The 17,118-nt window shown below is 68.2% G+C and carries 16 protein-coding genes; 8 read left to right on the top strand and 8 right to left on the bottom strand.

The window, feature by feature from the left end:
• Window positions 1-55 precede the first annotated feature (55 nt).
• The 6 genes from EV653_RS17450 to EV653_RS17475 all read right to left on the bottom strand — a co-directional run bounded on the left by EV653_RS17450 (window position 56) and on the right by EV653_RS17475 (window position 6,272).
• Window positions 56-688 (bottom strand): response regulator, encoded by a 633-nt coding sequence (locus tag EV653_RS17450; protein WP_134104710.1) that lies wholly within the window; start codon window positions 686-688, stop codon window positions 56-58.
• Entirely contained in the window at window positions 685-1,839 is a 1,155-nt protein-coding gene (locus EV653_RS17455) for a sensor histidine kinase (protein ID WP_202871719.1), read from the bottom strand. The genes EV653_RS17450 and EV653_RS17455 overlap by 4 nt, the downstream gene beginning before the upstream one ends.
• A gap of 18 nt (window positions 1,840-1,857) precedes the next feature.
• Window positions 1,858-2,331, bottom strand: a complete 474-nt coding sequence (locus EV653_RS17460) for a hypothetical protein (protein WP_134104712.1) — start codon at window positions 2,329-2,331, stop codon at window positions 1,858-1,860.
• A 131-nt stretch (window positions 2,332-2,462) separates the two neighbouring features.
• Window positions 2,463-4,061, bottom strand: coding sequence for an ABC-F family ATP-binding cassette domain-containing protein (locus EV653_RS17465; protein ID WP_134104714.1), 1,599 nt, complete (start codon window positions 4,059-4,061; stop codon window positions 2,463-2,465).
• A 115-nt stretch (window positions 4,062-4,176) separates the two neighbouring features.
• On the bottom strand, window positions 4,177-5,553 hold the full coding sequence (locus EV653_RS17470) for a HAMP domain-containing sensor histidine kinase (protein WP_134104716.1): 1,377 nt from the start codon (window positions 5,551-5,553) through the stop codon (window positions 4,177-4,179).
• 35 nt (window positions 5,554-5,588) lie between these two features.
• Window positions 5,589-6,272: a response regulator transcription factor gene (locus EV653_RS17475; RefSeq protein ID WP_134104718.1), complete on the bottom strand. Its 684-nt coding sequence runs from the start codon at window positions 6,270-6,272 to the stop codon at window positions 5,589-5,591.
• Between the two features lie 188 nt (window positions 6,273-6,460).
• Here EV653_RS17475 and EV653_RS17480 point away from each other — a divergent pair, with 188 nt between their 5' ends.
• The 6 genes from EV653_RS17480 (at window position 6,461) to EV653_RS17505 (ending at window position 13,358) form a co-directional block, all read left to right on the top strand.
• Window positions 6,461-8,257, top strand: a complete 1,797-nt coding sequence (locus EV653_RS17480; RefSeq protein WP_134104720.1) for an ABC transporter substrate-binding protein — start codon at window positions 6,461-6,463, stop codon at window positions 8,255-8,257.
• Window positions 8,258-8,262: 5 nt separating this feature from the next.
• Window positions 8,263-9,243, top strand: a complete 981-nt coding sequence (locus tag EV653_RS17485; RefSeq protein WP_134104722.1) for an ABC transporter ATP-binding protein — start codon at window positions 8,263-8,265, stop codon at window positions 9,241-9,243.
• Window positions 9,240-10,256 carry an ABC transporter ATP-binding protein gene (locus EV653_RS17490; RefSeq protein ID WP_134104724.1) on the top strand — a complete coding sequence of 339 codons (1,017 nt, stop codon included), beginning with the start codon at window positions 9,240-9,242 and terminating at the stop codon, window positions 10,254-10,256. The genes EV653_RS17485 and EV653_RS17490 overlap by 4 nt, the downstream gene beginning before the upstream one ends.
• A 76-nt stretch (window positions 10,257-10,332) precedes the next feature.
• Window positions 10,333-11,259, top strand: a complete 927-nt coding sequence (locus EV653_RS17495; RefSeq protein WP_134104726.1) for an ABC transporter permease — start codon at window positions 10,333-10,335, stop codon at window positions 11,257-11,259.
• Between the two features lie 2 nt (window positions 11,260-11,261).
• On the top strand, window positions 11,262-12,221 hold the full coding sequence (locus tag EV653_RS17500) for an ABC transporter permease (protein ID WP_134104728.1): 960 nt from the start codon (window positions 11,262-11,264) through the stop codon (window positions 12,219-12,221).
• 144 nt (window positions 12,222-12,365) lie between these two features.
• Window positions 12,366-13,358 carry a 2-dehydropantoate 2-reductase gene (locus EV653_RS17505; RefSeq protein ID WP_134104730.1) on the top strand — a complete coding sequence of 331 codons (993 nt, stop codon included), beginning with the start codon at window positions 12,366-12,368 and terminating at the stop codon, window positions 13,356-13,358.
• Here EV653_RS17505 and EV653_RS17510 read toward each other — a convergent pair.
• Window positions 13,323-14,231, bottom strand: coding sequence for a GNAT family N-acetyltransferase (locus tag EV653_RS17510; protein ID WP_134104732.1), 909 nt, complete (start codon window positions 14,229-14,231; stop codon window positions 13,323-13,325). The genes EV653_RS17505 and EV653_RS17510 overlap by 36 nt on opposite strands.
• A gap of 80 nt (window positions 14,232-14,311) precedes the next feature.
• Here EV653_RS17510 and EV653_RS17515 point away from each other — a divergent pair, with 80 nt between their 5' ends.
• A complete protein-coding gene (locus EV653_RS17515) occupies window positions 14,312-15,184 on the top strand; it encodes an NAD(P)/FAD-dependent oxidoreductase (RefSeq protein WP_166679474.1) in 873 nt (290 codons plus the stop codon).
• On the opposite strand, the gene idi is transcribed toward EV653_RS17515, so the two are convergent.
• On the bottom strand, window positions 15,161-15,718 hold the full coding sequence (gene idi / locus EV653_RS17520) for an isopentenyl-diphosphate Delta-isomerase (RefSeq protein ID WP_134104736.1): 558 nt from the start codon (window positions 15,716-15,718) through the stop codon (window positions 15,161-15,163). The genes EV653_RS17515 and idi overlap by 24 nt on opposite strands.
• Window positions 15,719-15,921: 203 nt before the next feature.
• Between idi and tyrS the strand changes: the two genes are divergently transcribed.
• The gene (gene tyrS / locus EV653_RS17525; protein ID WP_134104738.1) at window positions 15,922-17,115 is read left to right on the top strand and encodes a tyrosine--tRNA ligase; all 1,194 of its coding nucleotides are present in this window, start codon (window positions 15,922-15,924) and stop codon (window positions 17,113-17,115) included.
• The last annotated feature ends 3 nt before the right edge of the window (window positions 17,116-17,118 follow it).

Raw genomic sequence — 17,118 nt, forward strand, 5'->3', positions numbered from 1 at the left:
CCTCACGATCTGTCAGTAAACGCCGGTCCACCTCTAGATGCAACCTAGTCGCATCTCAGGCGAGACCGAGGCGGTAGGCGTAGGCGACGGCCTGGGCCCGGTCGCGGAGGTTGGCCTTGGCGAAGAGGTGGTTGATGTGGGTCTTGACGGTCGCTTCGCTGACGACGAGATGTCTCGCGATCTCGGTGTTGGACAGGCCCTCGGCGATCAGGCGGAGCACCTCGATCTCGCGGGGCGTGAGGCCCGTGTCGGTGGGCTCGGGCGGTTTGGCGGTGGCGCCTTCGATCAGGCGGCGCTGGACCTCGGCGTCGACGATCGACTGGCCGTTGGCGGCGGCCTCCAGCGCGCGGCCGATCGACTCGGCGTCGGCGTCCTTGGTGAGGAACCCGCGGGCACCGGCCCGGAGCGCGGACAGCACCGAGTCGTCGTCGCTGTACGTCGTGAGGACGACGACCTCGGTCAGTGGATGATCTGTCCGCACCAGGCGGGTCGCCTCCACGCCGTCCATCGTCGGCATCCGGAGATCGACGAGCAGCACGTCCGGGGCGTGCTCGGCAACCAACTGGACCGCTTCCTGGCCGTTCGACGCCGCCGCGACCACATCGATCCCGGGCAGCAGTTTGAGCAGCGTGACCAGCCCGTCCCGCACCACCGTCTGGTCGTCCGCGACCACTACCCGCACAGTCATGCCTTCACCTTGAGCTCGACCCGCCAGCCGGTGGATGTCGGCCCGGCCTCCAATGATCCGCCGACCAGGTCGGCGCGTTCACGCATCCCGACCAGACCATAACCGCCTGGCGCCGCGCGATCCGGTCGTTTCCCCGGCCTGTCCTCCACAGTCAGGCCGACCAGGTCGCCGTACGACAGCCTGACGTGCACCGGTGCGCCGGGCGCGTGCTTGCGGGTGTTCGCCAGCGCCTCCTGCACAGTCCGGTACAGCGTGCTCATCACGTCGGCCGGCAGCTCCCGCGGCGTACCTTCCACGTCGAACTCCGCCGTCGCCCCACTCTCCAGCCGGTACGCCGTGACGAGATCGCCGAGCGCCCGTACGTCGGGGACCGCGTCCTCCCGCAGCGCCGCGACCGCCCGCCGCGCTTCGGCCAACCCCTCGGCCGCCAGCCCCTGCGCCCGCGTCACCTGCTCGACCGCCTCAGCCGACGCGCCGTCCCGCACGAGCATCAGCCGCGCGCCCTGCAGACTCAGCGACAACCCGGCCAGCGAGTGAGCGAGTACGTCGTGCACGTCGCGCGCGATCCGCGCCCGCTCGGCCAGCGCGGCAGCCCGCTCGTGCTCCTCGATCGCGGCCTGCTTACGAGCCAGCGACACCTCGAGGTCCTCCAGCTGCTGCTCCCGACTCCGCCGGTTGATCGAGGCCAGGGTCAGCGCCACCACCCCGAACGCGACGCCGAGGGCAGCCGGTCCGGACCGCGTCGTGACGTAGACCGGCACGCTCGCGCCGAGGATGCCGACCGCGACGATCACCCACGCGAGCGGCGTCGGCCGGTAGAACCTGACCGCGGACCGCGTGACCCAGAACGGGGCGATGATCATCGGGCTCGCCGGCAGTGCGTACCACAGCATCGAGCCGGCGACCCCGAACACGAGCAGGCCGTAACCGGCCCGGCCGAGCGGTTCGCCGAACCGCTGCAAGTACAGCGAGAAGTTGCTGATGACAACGATCACGCCGAGCGCGACGATCACCGGATACGGCAGCCGGTGTTCGTTGTGGTCACCGGCGGCCAGCACGACCGAGAGGATCGTCACGGCGCTCGGGACCGCGCGCAGCAGCAGACCAGGCACGGAGGAATTCCGCACCTGGTCGGCCAGCCTGGAGCTCATGTCCTCATCATGCCCGGATCAGACCCGCTCGGCGGCGAAGGGGATGTTCATCGCCAGCGAGCGGCGGTAGATCATCGCGCTCTGGGCGGCGAGCGTGACGCCGATCGTCAGCGCCAGGGTCGACGTACCGAAGGAGTTGTGCGGCCAGAGCGCGGCGGAGGCGAACGACGTACCGACCCGGAGCGCGATCGTCAGCAGCCAGAGCACCAGCGTCGCGGCGGTGCCCTTCTGGAACAGGCCCTGGTCGGTCGGCGAGAGCCGGACGCTGGCACCGCGGGCGATACCGAGACCGGTCAGTACGACGCAGTCGAGGACGACGAACGCGAGCTGGCCGGACGTCGCACCGTGGACGGCGGACGAGACCGAGAAGAGACCGACGCCCAGGAGGATCACGGGCATCAGGAACAGCGACTTCTGGGTGACGAGCGAACCGGTCACCTGCCGGCCGATCACGCGCACCAGCACCAGCAGACCCACCAAGATACCGATCACGGCCGACATTTTTGTGTTCCTTCCGAGGAGTTGTTGTTGATGACAACCCTCCTCGGAATCGGCCGCCCGAACGTCAGCCCGGAGGTGAGACCCGGGTGGATCCCGAGCCTCAACCCCAGGGTTGACGCGGCCTAAGCCAGCGAGACCAGCTCCAGGTAGTCGTCGGACCACAGATCCTCGGTGGCGTCCGGCAGGATCAGCACTCGATCCGGACGGAGCGCCTCGATCGCGCCCTCGTCGTGCGTGACCATCACGATCGCGCCCGGATAGCTGCCGACCGCGCCCAGCACCTCGTCCCGCGACACCGGGTCGAGGTTGTTGGTCGGCTCGTCCAGGAGCAGCACGTTCGCACTCGAGTGGACCAACCCGGCGAGCGCGAGCCGCGTCTTCTCGCCACCGGACAGTACGCCGGCCGGCTTGTCGACATCGTCCCCGCTGAACAGGAACGAACCGAGCACGTTCCGGACCTCGCCGTCGGTCAGACCGGGCGCGACCGCGGCCAGGTTCTGCCGGACGGTGCCGGCCAGGTCGAGCGTGTCGTGCTCCTGGGCGAAGTACCCGAGCCGCAGGCCGTGACCGGGTACGACGCGACCGGCGTCCGGCTGTTCGCGGCCGGCGAGCAGCCGGAGCAGGGTGGTCTTGCCGGCGCCGTTCAGCCCGAGGATGACGACCCGGCTGCCCCGGTCGACGGCCAGGTCGACGCCGTTCAGCACCTGCAGTCCGCCGTACGCCTTCTTCAGGCCGACGGCGGACAGCGGGGTCTTGCCCGAGGGCGCCGGTGCCGGCAGGCGGATCTTGGCGACGCGCGCGGACCGGCGTACCGGCTCGAGGTCGGACAGCAGCTTGTCCGCGCGACGGGCCATGTTCTTGGCCGCCATCGCGGTGCTCGCCCCGGCCTGCATCTTCGCCGCCTGGGCGTGCAGGACCGCCGCCTTGCGCTCGGCGACCGCACGCTCGCGCTGCCGGCGCCGCTCGTCCACGTCCAGCTGTTCGCGGTATTTCTTCCAGCCGGTGTTGTGGATGTCGATCGTGAGCCGCTGCGGATCCAGGTGGAAGACCCGGTTGACCGTTGCCTTGAGCAACTCGGTGTCGTGGCTGATCACGATCAGGCCGCCGGCGTACGACAGCAGGAACTGCCGCAGCCAGAGCACGGAATCGGCGTCGAGGTGGTTGGTCGGCTCGTCGAGCAGCAGCATGTCGTGCTGCGCGAACAGGATCCGGGCCAGCTCGACCCGGCGGCGCTGACCGCCGGACAGGTGACCGACCGGCTGCTCGAGCGCACGGTTGGGCAGGCCGACACCCGCCGCGAGCCGCGCCGCCTCCGCCTCGGCCGCGTATCCTCCGCCGGCCTGGAAGGCTGCTTCGGCGCGGGCGTACGCCGCCATCGCCTTCTCCTGCGCCTGGCCGGTCGCGGTGCTCATCGCAGTCTCGGCCGCGCGGAGATCGCGTACGGCGGTGTCGAGGCCGAGCGCGGACAGGATCCGGTCGGTGACGCTGATCGCGGGATCGGCCGCCCGCGGATCCTGTGGCAGGTAACCGACGGAGCCGGTCACGGCGATATCACCCGCCGCCGGGCGCCGTTCGCCGGCCAGCGTGGTGAGCAGGGTGGTCTTGCCGGCGCCGTTACGGCCGACGAGCCCGACGCGGTCCCCCGCGCCGACTGTGAACGAAAGGTCGGCCAGCAGCAGCTGAGCGCCGACACGAATATCAACACCGCGAGCGGTGATCATGATGGTTACTCTCCGTGAATACTAGTAGACGCACTTCACCTGTCAGATGGAGTGCGCCAGCTAGACACAGAGGCAAGTAGCCATGACCCGAGGATAGCCGGGGGCGCCGGAGCCGTCAGCTGCTTTTTGCGGGGAGGTTGACGATGAAGCGTGCGCCCCCGCCGGGGCGGTCGGTTACCTGGATCGTGCCGTGGTGCCATCCGACGTGGCGGGCGACGATGGCCAGGCCCAGGCCGACACCGCGGCCCCGGCCGGAGTTCTCGCCGCGGCCGAAGCGTTCGAAGATGCGGGTGCGGTCCTCCGCGGCGATACCGGGGCCGGCGTCGTCGACGGTGATGATGACACCCAGACCGCCGGCTTCGACCCCGACGCCTTTGCAGCCGCCGGCGTGGTCCTCGGCGTTCTCGACCAGGTTGGCGATCACGCGTTCGAGACGACGCTTGTCGGCCTGCAACGTGAGCCCTTCAGCCTCCGGCTCGACCGTGGTCAGCTCCCGCCCGGCGGTCGCATCGGCAGCGGCTCGCACCAGGTCGGCGATCCGGACGATCTCCCGGCTCCCGCGGTCACCACCGTCGTCGCGGGAGATCTCCAGCAGGTCGATCACCAACCGGCGGAAGCGATCCAGGTCGTCGCCGAGCAGCTCGACCGGCTCCCGTACGGCGACCGGCAGCTCGGCGCGGTGCTTCTGGATCAGCTCCATCGAGTTGAGCATGGTCATCAACGGCGTACGCAACTCGTGGCTCACGTCGCCCGCGAACCGTGCGTCCGCCGCCACCCGCCGCTCCAGGTCACCCGCGGTCTGGTTGAACGACCGCGCCAACCCGCCCAGATGCGGGTCGCTCTCCGCTTCCAGCCGTGCGTCCAGCTTCCCGCGGGCGACCGCGTCCGCGACCCGGGTCAGCTCGGCGAGCGGCCGTAGCGCCAAGGTACTCGCCAGCCGGCCGACCGCGAGCCCGACCAGCGCGGTCGCGATCGCCGCCGCGATCAGTGTGAGCTTCAGCTTCAGCAGCGTGTTGTCCAGGTTGGTCAAGAGGTGCCACTCGAAGAACGCCTCCCCCTGACGCCCCATCGGCACACCGACCGCGAGTACCGGCTGGCCGCCGACCTGGATCCGCCGCTGCACGACGGACCCGGCAAGCGCAGTCTGGATCAGATCCGGCGGCAGGTCCGACGGCTTCCCGGTCAACGCGTACCACTGGTCCTCGATGTACAGCATCGACGCCGCTGCGTCGGTGGACGGCAGGCTGTTCAGCACGTCCATCACCGGTACGCCGGTCTGGAGCGTCGGGCTGCCGCACTCGGCTCGCTCCCGGGCCGGCCGGCACGGCTCCGGCGCGCCGAACAGCCCGTACCGCAGCGCCGCCGCGTTGTCCGACGTCACCACGACCGCGGACGAGATCCGCTGCTCGGTCAGGTAGTCCGAGACCACGCTCCACGTCACGATCGCCAGGACGGTCGACAATCCGAGCGCCAGCAGCCCGTACGCGAGCATGACGCGACCTTGCAGGCTGACCCGTCCCAGCAAGGTCAGCTCACCAGTCGGTAGCCCAGGCCGCGGGCAGTGACGAGATGCTCCGGGCTGGCCGGATCGCGCTCGATCTTCAGCCGGAGCCGCCGGACATGGACGTCGACGATCCGGCTGTCACCGAAGTACCCGTAGCCCCAGACCTTCGACAGCAACTGCTCGCGGCTGAGCACCTTGCCCTCGGCGCCGGCCAGCTCGGCGAGCAGCTTGAACTCGGTCCGGGTCAGCGGCAGTGCCTCGCCGTCCCGTGTCACCTCGGCGCCCGGTATGTCGATGCGCAGGTCACCGACCTCGACCAGCGCCGCCTGACGCGAGTTCGACGGCTCGACCCGCCGCAGCAGTGCCCGGATCCGGGCCGTCAGCTCCTTCGCGACCAACGGTTTGGTCACGTAGTCGTCCGCGCCGGCCTCCAGCCCGGCGACCACGTCGTGGCTGTCGGTCCGCGCGGTCACCATGATCACGGGTACGTCGCTGGACCGGCGGATCTCCCGGCAGACGGTGAACCCGTCCCGGTCGGGCAGCATCAGGTCCAGCAGCACCACGTCCGGTGGCTCCCGGCGCAGAGCGGCCAGAGCGTCGTACCCGTTGGCGGCTTCTGCGACCTGGTACCCCTCGTCCTCCAGGGCAAGCCGCAGTACCCGCCGGATCCGCGGCTCGTCGTCGACCAGCAGCAAGCTGTGTGCCACGGGACCAGTGTCGCTCACCGAGGGCCTGGGAGGCAGACCCTCGGGGCCGGGAGATGGTTACGGGTGTCATGAATCCGTCATGTTCGGGCGGGCGCCGGTTGACATCTGTTTGACGGTTGGGTGACCGGGGGTTCCGGCTGCGCCCAGAAGTCCTAACTTCGGCGCTATCGAGTCCCGGAGGAGGACCAATGGCCAGAAAACGGCTGGCGGCACTATCCCTTGCCGCCGTCGTGAGCATCACGCTCGCGGCTTGCAGCAGTGGCGGCAATACGCCGTCCGGAACCGGAACTACCAATGCCGGTACTCCGGTCACCGGTGGCACCCTGAACATCCTCGGCGCGGGCGACGTCGACTATATGGATCCGAACATCAGCTACTACTCCGTCGGGTACATGAACCTCCGGATGTGGAGCCGCCAGTTGTTCACCTACCCGGCGGATCCGGGCAAGGACAACACCACCCCGGTGGCCGACCTCGCCACGGACATCCCGACCACGTCGAACGGCGGGATCAGCGCCGACGGCAAGACGTACACGATCAAGATCCGGCCCGGCGCGAAGTGGAACACCACGCCGGCCCGGGCGGTGACCGCCGAGGACATGGTGCGCGGCGTGAAGCGAACCGCGAACCCGATCCAGCCGTTCGGCGGCATCCCGGACTACGCCAGCCTGCTCGTCGGGTACCAGGCGTTCCTCGACGGGTTCGCCAAGGCGCCGAAGACGATTGCCGGCATCAAGGACTACATCGACAAGACTCCGCTGCCGGGCGTGGTCGCCAAGGACGCGAGCACGGTCGAGTTCCACCTCGTCCATCCGGCCACGTTTTTCGTCGGCATGCTGACGCTGACGGCGTTCTCGCCGGCGCCGGTGGAATCGCTGAACTACCTGCCGATCAGCACGGAGCTCGGTAACCACTACCCGTCCGACGGACCGTACAAGGTCGACAAGTGGGTGCCGACCAAGTCGATCTCGTACTCGCGCAACCCGGCCTGGGACCCCGCGTCAGACCCGGTACGCAAGGCCTACGTCGACAAGATCCTCGTCAACGAGACGGTCACCCAGGACTCCGCCCAGCAGCAACTGCAGACCGGGACGCCGACCGCCGACCTCGAGTTCGACCTCGCCCCGCCACCGTCGCAGCTGCCGGCTCTGATCGCCAAGAAGGACCCGGGCCTGAACCTGGGACTCACCGCGTCCAGCAACCCGTACGTCGTCTACAACACCGCGTCGCCGAACAACAACAAGGCGCTGGCGAACGTGAAGGTGCGGCAGGCGATCAGCTACGCGATCAACCGTGACCACATCCTCCAGGTCATCGGCGGCCCGAAGATCAACCCGCCGCTGACACATGTGCTGCCGGACAACATCCTCGGCTCGAAGCAGAACGACCCGTACCCGTACAACGTGGACAAGGCCAAGCAGTTGCTGCAGGAAGCGGGCTTCCCGCATCTGACGCTGAAGTTCCTGTACCGCAATGCCTCCGAGGGCAGCAGCAAGACCTTCCAGACCGTCCAGCAGGACCTGTCCAAGGCGGGAATCACAGTGACCGGCGTACCATCGCCGAACGCTGACTTCTACGTGAAGTACCTGCAGGTGCCGACCGTCGCGCAACGCGGCGTCTGGGATCTGTCACTGGCCGGCTGGGGCGCCGACTGGTACGGCAACGCGGCCCTGTCGTTCTTCAACCCGCTGTTCTCCGGCGAGCCGTCGTTCCCGCCGATCGGCAGCAACTTCGGGCTGTACAACAACCCGAAGACCAACACCATGATCCAGCAGGCCGCGCGGGCGACCAGCGACGAGCAGACGGCGGATCTGTGGGCCAAGGCCGACGCCCAGGTGATGGCCGACGCGCCGTTCTACCCGCTGACGAACCCGAAGAACGCGAACTACCACGCCCCGCAAGTGCAGAACGCCGTCTACGTGCCGGCCTTGCAGGGCTTCGATCCCACGAACGTCTGGCTCGACAAGGACAAGCAGGGCGGCTGAACCTCATGGCTCTGCTTGAAGTAAGGGACCTCCAGGTCTCCTTCGACACCCCGGACGGCACCGTCCGCGCCGTCCGGGGGTTGTCGTACGACGTTGAAGCCGGCCAGACGCTCGCGGTGGTGGGCGAGTCGGGCTCCGGTAAAAGCGTGTCCACCCAGACCATCACCGGCCTCACCCGCGGCGCGACGGTGTCCGGTACGGCGTTCTTCGACGGCACCGACCTGATCACCGCGGACCAATCGACGTTGCGCCGGCTGCGTGGCGCCCAGATCGGCATGATCTTCCAGGATCCGTTGTCCAGCCTGCATCCGCAGTACCGGATCGGCTGGCAGATCGTGGAAATGATCCGGGCGCACGACCACGAGATCAGCAAGCAGGACGCCCGGAAACGGGCCGCCGAGCTGCTGACCCTGGTCGGCATCCCCCGGGCCGCGGAGCGGATCGACGACTATCCGCACCAGTTCTCCGGCGGGATGCGGCAGCGGGTGATGATCGCGATGGCGATGGCGCTCGACCCGGCCCTGCTGATCGCGGACGAGCCGACCACCGCGCTCGACGTGACCGTGCAGGCCCAGGTGCTGAACGTGATGCGCCGGCTGCAGGAGCAGTTCGGTACGGCGATCATCCTGATCACCCACGACCTCGGCGTGGTGGCCGAGATGGCCGACGAGGTCGTGGTGATGTACGCCGGTGCGGTGATGGAACGAGCGCCGCGCCGGGACATCTTCTACCGCAACCATCATCCGTACACCCAGGGCCTGCTGGCGTCGCTGCCGGCCCGCAGTGGTGACCGGCTGACCCCGATCCCGGGGACACCGCCGAGTTTGATCAGTCTGCCCAAGGGCTGCCCGTTCGCGGCCCGCTGCCCCCACGTGTTCGACAAGTGCCGCACCGAGGCGCCGCCGCTCATCGACGTCGCCCGCGATCCCCGGCACCAGTCGGCTTGCTGGCTACCGCCTGAGAACAGCGAGGCGATCGCTTCATGAACGACGATGTGCTGCTGAAGGTGGAGGACGTCCGTAAGGACTTCCCCACGCAGTCCAAGGAAGTGGTCCAGGCAGTCGCCGGTGTGTCGCTCGAGGTTCACAAGGGCGAGACGCTCGGCCTGGTCGGCGAGACCGGCTGCGGCAAGTCGACGCTGGCGCGCTGCATGGCCCACCTGTACGACGTGACGTCTGGCTCGGTGACGTTCGAGGGCAAGGACATCACCAAGCTCTCGCGCAAGGCGATGCGTCCGCTGCGCCGCGACGTCCAGGTCATCTTCCAGGACCCGTACGGCTCGCTGAACCCGCGCCGCCGGGTCGGATCCATCATCGGCGACCCCTTCGCGATCCACAACATTGCCACCGGCAAAGAACGGAAGAAGAAGGTCCAGGAGTTGATGGAGCTGGTCGGACTCAACCCCGAGCACTACAACAGGTTCCCGGCCGAGTTCTCCGGTGGCCAACGGCAACGGATCGGAGTGGCGCGGGCGCTCGCGCTGCGACCCAAGCTGGTGATCTGCGACGAGCCGGTGTCGGCATTGGACGTGTCGATCCAGGCCCAGATCATCAACCTGCTCGCGGATCTGCAGAAGGAGTTCGACCTCACGTACGTGTTCATCTCGCACGACCTGTCCGTGGTCCGGCACGTGAGCACCCGGATCGCGGTGATGTACCTGGGCAAGATCGTCGAACTGGCACCGACCGACGAACTGTTCGGGCAGACCCGCCATCCCTACACGCGGGCGCTGCTGTCGGCGTTGCCGGTGGCGGACCCGGACACGGCGGACAGCCGCGAGCAGATCATCCTCGGCGGCGACATCCCCTCGGCGACCAACCCGCCGGAAGGCTGCAGGTTCCACACGCGCTGCCCGAAGGCGAAGTTGGATTGCGCGGCCGAGGAGCCGCCGCTCGAGTCCGTTCTCGACGATTCCTGGCAGCACCGCACCGCTTGCTTCTACCCGTTGACGGTGGGCGAGGACCTGTCCACCGCCGTACCTGATCTGAAGGCATCATGACCGAGCGGAGCGAGGTCATCAAACAACACAGTCCGCCTCGTGCCTCATCGGCGCCCGGAGCGAAGCGAGGACGACGATGAGTACTGCCATCGAGATGGTTGATGTCCTCGACGAGCCGAAGGCGATCGAGGGTCGTAGTCCGTTCGTCCTCGCCGTGCACCGGTTGCGCAAGGACAAGGTGGCGATGATCTCGCTCGTCGTGATCCTGCTGATCGTGCTGATGGCGATCTTCGCGCCGGTGTTCACGGCGATCACCGGGCATCCGCCGAACGAGCAGTATCGCGACATCGGGCTGACGCCGGACGGCCTGCCGCGCGGCCCGAACGGGACGTTCTGGCTCGGCACCGACGACCTCGGCCGGGACATCCTGGTCCGGATCGCGTACGGCGCCCGGGTGTCGCTGCTCGTCGGCGTGGCCGCGACCGCGATCACGGTCGTCATCGGAGTCGTGCTGGGACTGGCGGCGGGGTTCCTCGGGGGGATCACCGACACCGTCCTGGCCCGGCTGATCGACGTCGTGCTGTCGGTTCCGTTCCTGCTGGTGGCGATCGCGCTGGTGTCCGTGACGGGTCCCAGTCTGACTGTCACTGTGCTGGTGATCGGGTTCTTCAGCTGGGCTTCGGTGGCCAGGATCGTGCGTGGTCAGGTGTTGTCGCTACGCGAGCGTGAGTTCGTCGAAGCGGCGCGCTCGCTGGGGGCGGGCAACACCCGGATCATGTTCGTCGACATACTGCCGAACGTGATCGCGCCGGTGATCGTCTACACGACGCTGCTGATCCCGGTGGTGATCGTCACCCAGGCGACGTTGTCGTTCCTCGGACTCGGTCTGCCGCCGCCGACGGCGGACTGGGGCGGGATGATCAGCGCGTCGCAGAACTACTACACGACCGCGTGGTGGTTCATCATGTTCCCCGGCCTGGCGCTGCTGATCACCACGCTCGCCTTCAACCTGTTCGGTGACGGCGTCCGGGACGCCTTCGATCCCCGCTCAGATCGGAGCTGACCATGGCCATGTTCCTGATTCGCCGGATCGGTCACGGGCTCCTGGTCCTGTGGCTGATCAGCATCGCGGTGTTCGGCCTGTTCTTCGTTGCTCCGAGCAACGTCGCGCAAACGCTGGCCGGCCGGCAGGCGACGCCGGAGACTATCGCGCTGATCAAGCACCGCCTCGGGCTCGATCTGCCGGTCTGGAAGCAGTACCTGCACTTCCTCGGCAACGCGCTCAAGGGCAATCTGGGGTACGACTACTACCACCAGGTGCCGGTGACCAAGATCATCGCGCAGGCGCTGCCGATCACGGTGTCGCTGGCGCTCGGCGCGGCCGTCCTGTGGTTGCTGCTGGGCGTGTTCAACGGCGTGATCTCGGCGACGCATCCACGGACGCTGGCCGACCGCGGACTGACGTTGTTCGCGCTGTTCTTCTACTCGTTCCCGTCGTTCCTGCTCGGGCTGTTGCTGCTGTACTTCCTGTACTTCCGCCTCACCCTCGCAGGGTTCAACTGGTTCCCGGCCGGCGGCTACGCACCGATCGTCGACGGTGTCGGGCCGTGGTTCCAGCACCTGGTGCTGCCGTGGGTCGCGCTGGCGTTGTTGCTGGCGGCAACGTATACCCGGCTGACCCGCGGTTCGATGCTGGACGTGCTCGGCGAGGACTACATCAGGACCGCGCGGTCGAAGGGCATCCGGGAGAGCCGGGTGGTCGTCGTCCACGGTCTGCGGAGTGCCTTGACGCCGGTGGTCACGCAGTTCGGCATCGACCTCGGTCAGCTGGTCGGCGGCGTGGTGGTCATCGAGACCGTGTTCAGCCTGCCCGGGCTCGGTCAGACCGCCGTGGTCGCGATCAACCAGCAGGACCTGCCGGTGATCATCGGGATCGTGCTGTTCGCCTCGGCGGCGGTCGTGGTGGCGAACATCCTGGTGGACATCGGGTACGCCGTCCTCGATCCACGCGTTCGACTGCATTAGCTCCCGGGGTTCCTTGGTCGGGTTTCGCCCTGGGATGGCACCGAAGGACAGGAGGTGTGGGTTCTACCTGGCGGTCTTGGGCGGGCGCCAGGCAGAACCTCCCGAACACCTCCTGTCCCTAGGTACGTTCGGTACGTTGTCTGCGTGAAGATCGTTGTGTACGGCGCCGGCGGTATCGGTTGCTATGTGGGCGGACGGCTCGCGGCATCCGGGACTGCTGTGACGTTCGTCGGCCGGCAGCGGATGGCCGACGAACTGGCGGCCCACGGGCTGCACCTGACCGACTATCTGGGTGCGGATCTTCGCGTGTCCGACGTGGACTTCGAAACGACGCCTGATGCGGCGACCGGGGCGGATCTGGTGCTCGTCACGGTGAAGTCCGCGGCTACCGAGGGCGCGGCTGCCGAGTTGGCGCCGGTGTTGAAGCCCGGTGCGGTGGTGGTGAGTTTTCAGAACGGAGTACGCAACGGGGAGCTGCTGCAGTCGCGGTTGACCGAGCAGATCGTGGTGCCCGGGATGGTTCCGTTCAACGTGCTCAACCGAGGCGCCGGCGTGTTTCATCAGGGCACCGAGGGAGCGCTCGACGTACAACGGGATGCTGCGTTGGCGCCGTACGTCGAGGCGTTCCAGTGGGCCGGGCTGCCGCTGACGCAGCACGACGACATCCTGCCGGTGCAGTGGGCGAAGCTCCTGCTGAACCTGAACAACCCGATCAACGCCCTGTCGAACGTTTCCTTGCGCGACGAGCTGTCGCAGCGCGCCTACCGGCGCTGTCTGGCTGCGGCGCAGGCCGAGACGCTCGGGATTCTGGAGATTGCCGGGATCAAGCCGGCGCAGTTGCTCGCGGTTCCGATGCACCGGTTCCCCGCGATCCTGCGGCTGCCCGACTTCCTGTTCCGCCGGCTCGCGTCCAAGATGCTCGCGATCGACCCGCTGGCGCGAACCTCGATGTGGGAGGACCTGGAGGCAGGACGGCCGACCGAGATCGACTACCTGAACGGTGAGGTCGTCCGGCTCGCGGAGTCGCTCGGGCGATCCGCGCCGGTCAACGCGAGGCTGGTCGAGCTGATCCGCGCCGCCGAGACCGACCGCCGGGCCTGGTCAGGAGCCGAGCTGCTCCGGGAACTGCAGCGGTAGGTTCGCGCGGACGTTGATGCTCACGGCGCCGTAGCTGAAGCCGAGGTGCTCGTTGAGCCGCCGCATGTTCGCGTTGCCCTGCTGGGTCCAGGTGTAGACCTCACTGATGCCGTGCTCGGCCGCCCACGCCATGCTCGTCCGCTTGAGGGTCGACGCGACCGCCTTCCCACGCCAATCCCGGCGTACGGCGGTGTAGGCGACCTCGGCACGCTCCGGCTTGTCGGTATCGAGCATCAGCCCGGCTACCCCGATCACGTCGTCCCCGACGACAGCCAGGAACATCGCCGACGGTTCGTTGATCCACTCGGCCGCCCACTCCTCCGCCGACACGTCGAGCGGCGTCGAAGTGTCCATGTCGGGGAACGTCGGCAGCGCAACCTGCTCGTACGCCGTCGCCCACAACTCGGGGCGCTCCGCAACGGTCACGATGTCGTACTCCGTCGGTCGCGCGGGCCAGGTCTCGGCGCCGATCCGGCGTACCTGCTCGACCTGGCGCCCCGTCTCGACGAAGCCGAACCGTTGGGCGAACGCGAACGATCCCTCGTCCTCGACGCCGGATCCGACGACCTCGAAGCCCGACGCACCGGCGTGATCCGCCAGCGCTTCGAGCAACCGCGTGCCGACCCCGCGACGGCGCGCCTCGGGCCGAACCCGTGGTGACACGAACCCGCGCCCGGCCTCGTCGGAACTGTCGGCGAGCCCGTTGGCGACGACCGAGCCGTCCAGTTCGGCAAGCACCAGCAGCCGCTCCGGCGTCTCCAACTCCCGCAACTCGGCCACGCTCGGGCACCGCTCGTGCGGGAGGACGGCGATACGAACCTGACGCCAGGCCTCGTAGTCCGCGTCCGTCGTCACCGGCCGGATCTCGATCATTCGCCCATTAGGCAGCGCGCGATCATCTCAGCGCTCGCCAATTTTAGAGTATGAGACGAATCTTCTCGTATATTGATCATATGGACGTAGCGGTGATCGGTAGGAGCCTGGCGGGGCTGCAGGCGGCGTTGACGTTGGGACGCGCGCGGCGGCGGGTCGTGCTCTTCGACGACGGGCAGCCGCGGAACCGGGCGGCGGAGCATGTGCACAACTACCTGGGCGCGGAGGATCCGGCGCCGGGTGAGTTGCTCGTCGCCGGACGGCGGCAGGTCGCGGCGTACGGCGTTGAACTGCGGGACGCCCGGGTCGAGGACGTGACCGTGGACGACGACGGGTTCGTGGTCGACGGGATACATGTTCGGGCCGTCGTGCTGGCGACCGGGTTGTGGGACGAACTGCCTGATGTGCCCGGCGTGGCTGAGGGATGGGGCCGGTCGGTCGTAGCGTGCCCGCACTGCCACGGCTGGGAGGTGCGGGATCAGCCGCTGGTGCAGTTGGGGATGCGCGGTACGCCGGATCGCTCGGTCGCGCGGGCGTTGTTGCTGAGCCGATGGAGCGCTGACGTCGTCCTGTGCACGGACGGGGACGAGCTGACCGACGCGCAGCTCGATCGGCTGTCGCTGGCCGGGGTGAAGGTCCGGACCGAGCGTGTCGCGGAGGTGTCAGCGCCTCGGGTAGTGCTCGAGAGCGGAGAGGTGCTCGCGCCGGGGCGGGTGTTCGTCGTTGTGCGTCAGCATCAGCAGAGCGATCTCGCCGAGAAGCTCGGTTGCCAGGTCGCCGACGGCGCGGTCGTCGCGGACGAGGGCGGGCGCACGACGGTGCCCGGTGTCTACGCGGTCGGTACGACGGCGGCGCCGGCGCTGCTCGCGATCGGGGCAGCGGGTCATGCGAGCACGGCGGCTGTCGCCGTACACAACGATCTTCTGGAGCTAGACCTGGGCGGCGGGTGGTAGCCGGGTGGGATCGGCGATCGGCCAGTCGGCGGGCGGCGTACTGAGGATGTCCAGTTGCAGGAGACACCAGGGCGACAGGTCGGGGATGTCGCGCAGCTCGTCCCACGCGACCCAGCGGTACGCCGCGACCTCGGCCGGGTTCGGCCTCGGGTCGCCGGTCCACCTGACCCGGTAGACCGGGCAGATCTCGTTCTCGACGATGCCGGTCGGCATCTCGGCGCGGTACCGGAACTCGGGCAGCACGAGATCCACCGAGTCCACGACGATCCCGAGCTCATCGGCCAGCCGCCGCCGTACCGCGTGCTCGACCGGCTCGTCCGGAAGTGGGTGCCCGCAGCAACTATTGGTCCAGACGCCGGGCCAGGTCGGCTTCTCGAAGGCGCGCTGCGTGAGCAGTACCCTGCCCTCCGCGTCGATCACGTAACTGGAGAACGCGAGATGCAGCGGGGTCGCCGCGTGATGGACCGTTCCCTTCGCCTCGGTCCCGATCGCGCGCCCGCCCTCGTCCACCAGCACTACCCGCTCGTCGCTCACGCGGTCGAGCTTAAGCGCTGTCTGCTAATCTGAGCGGGTGATCGAGCGACGCGTGGCATATCGACCGGCTCTGGGAGGAGCCGGTCTTCGGTAGTACCCGCACTCGCTCCACCCAGAGCCTCCGAGGCAGGAACCGTCCGGTTCCTGCCTCTTTCCGTTGCCGGAGGCACTGGCGGTGCCTCGCCGCTGAGAGGAACCCTGACGTGAACTTCGTGATCGAGCGATTACGCCGTACGACCGACACCATCATCGGCGCAGACGACCTGCGTGAGCGACTGGACTCCGGACGCCCGCTGCGGATCAAGTACGGCGTCGACTGCACCGCACCGGACCTGCATCTCGGCCACGCGGTCAACCTGTGGATGATGCGGCAACTGCAGGACCTCGGGCACCGGGTCGTGTTCCTGCTCGGCGACCTCACCACCCGCGTCGGCGACCCGACCGGACGCTCCGAGACCCGCCCGGTGCTCACCCCGTCGCAGATCGATGCGAACGCCGCCTCGTTCCTCGAGCAGGTCTCGCTGGTCCTGCGCACCGACCCCGAGGTGTTCGAAGTACGGCGCAACTCCGAGTGGTACGACGCGATGCCCGTGGCGGAGCTGTTGGGCCTGTTCGCCCAGGTCACGCAGGCGCAGCTGATGAGCCGGGACATGTTCCGCGAACGGGTCGCGGCTGGGCGGGAGATCGCCGTCCACGAATTGGTCTACCCGGTGTTGCAGGGCTACGACAGCTTTGCGATGGAGAGCGATCTGACGATCGTCGGGTCGGACCAGCTGTTCAACGAGCAGCTGGGACGGCACTTTCAGCAACGGTTGGGCGCGCCGCCGCAGGTGGTGATCACGACGACGATCACGCCGGGAATCGATGGCCGGGCCAAGCAATCCAAGTCGCTGAACAACTACATCGGGCTGACCGACAGCCCGCGGGACAAGTTCGGCAAGCTGATGAGCATCCCGGACGAACTGGTCGAGCCGTATGCGCGGGTCTACACCGAGCTGCCACTGGAGACCGTCGCCGCGCTCGCGGACAGCGCCGGCTCGGGTGGTCCGGCGGCCCGTGATGCCAAGCTCCGGCTGGCCGCGGCGGTCGTCACGAGGTACCACGGCGCGGGCGTCGCGCGCGCAGAGCTGGCCGCCTTCCGGCAGACCTTCTCTGAGCGCGGGCGGCCCGACGAAATGCCCTCGGTGGTTGTGCGCGGTGACGTTGCGACGGCGTTCGACTTGTTGCGTGCGGCTCGGCCTGACGACAGCAACTCCGAGCTGCGTCGCCTGCTGCGGCAGGGCGCGGTGACGATCAACGGCGTACGGACGGATGATCCGGCAGCGTCTGTCGACCTCCACGCGGACGTCGTACTGAAGTCGGGCGCTCGCACTTGGCACCGGATCACGCGACAGTAGGCC

Source organism: Kribbella pratensis (genome assembly GCF_004365355.1).
Lineage (GTDB): Bacteria > Actinomycetota > Actinomycetes > Propionibacteriales > Kribbellaceae > Kribbella.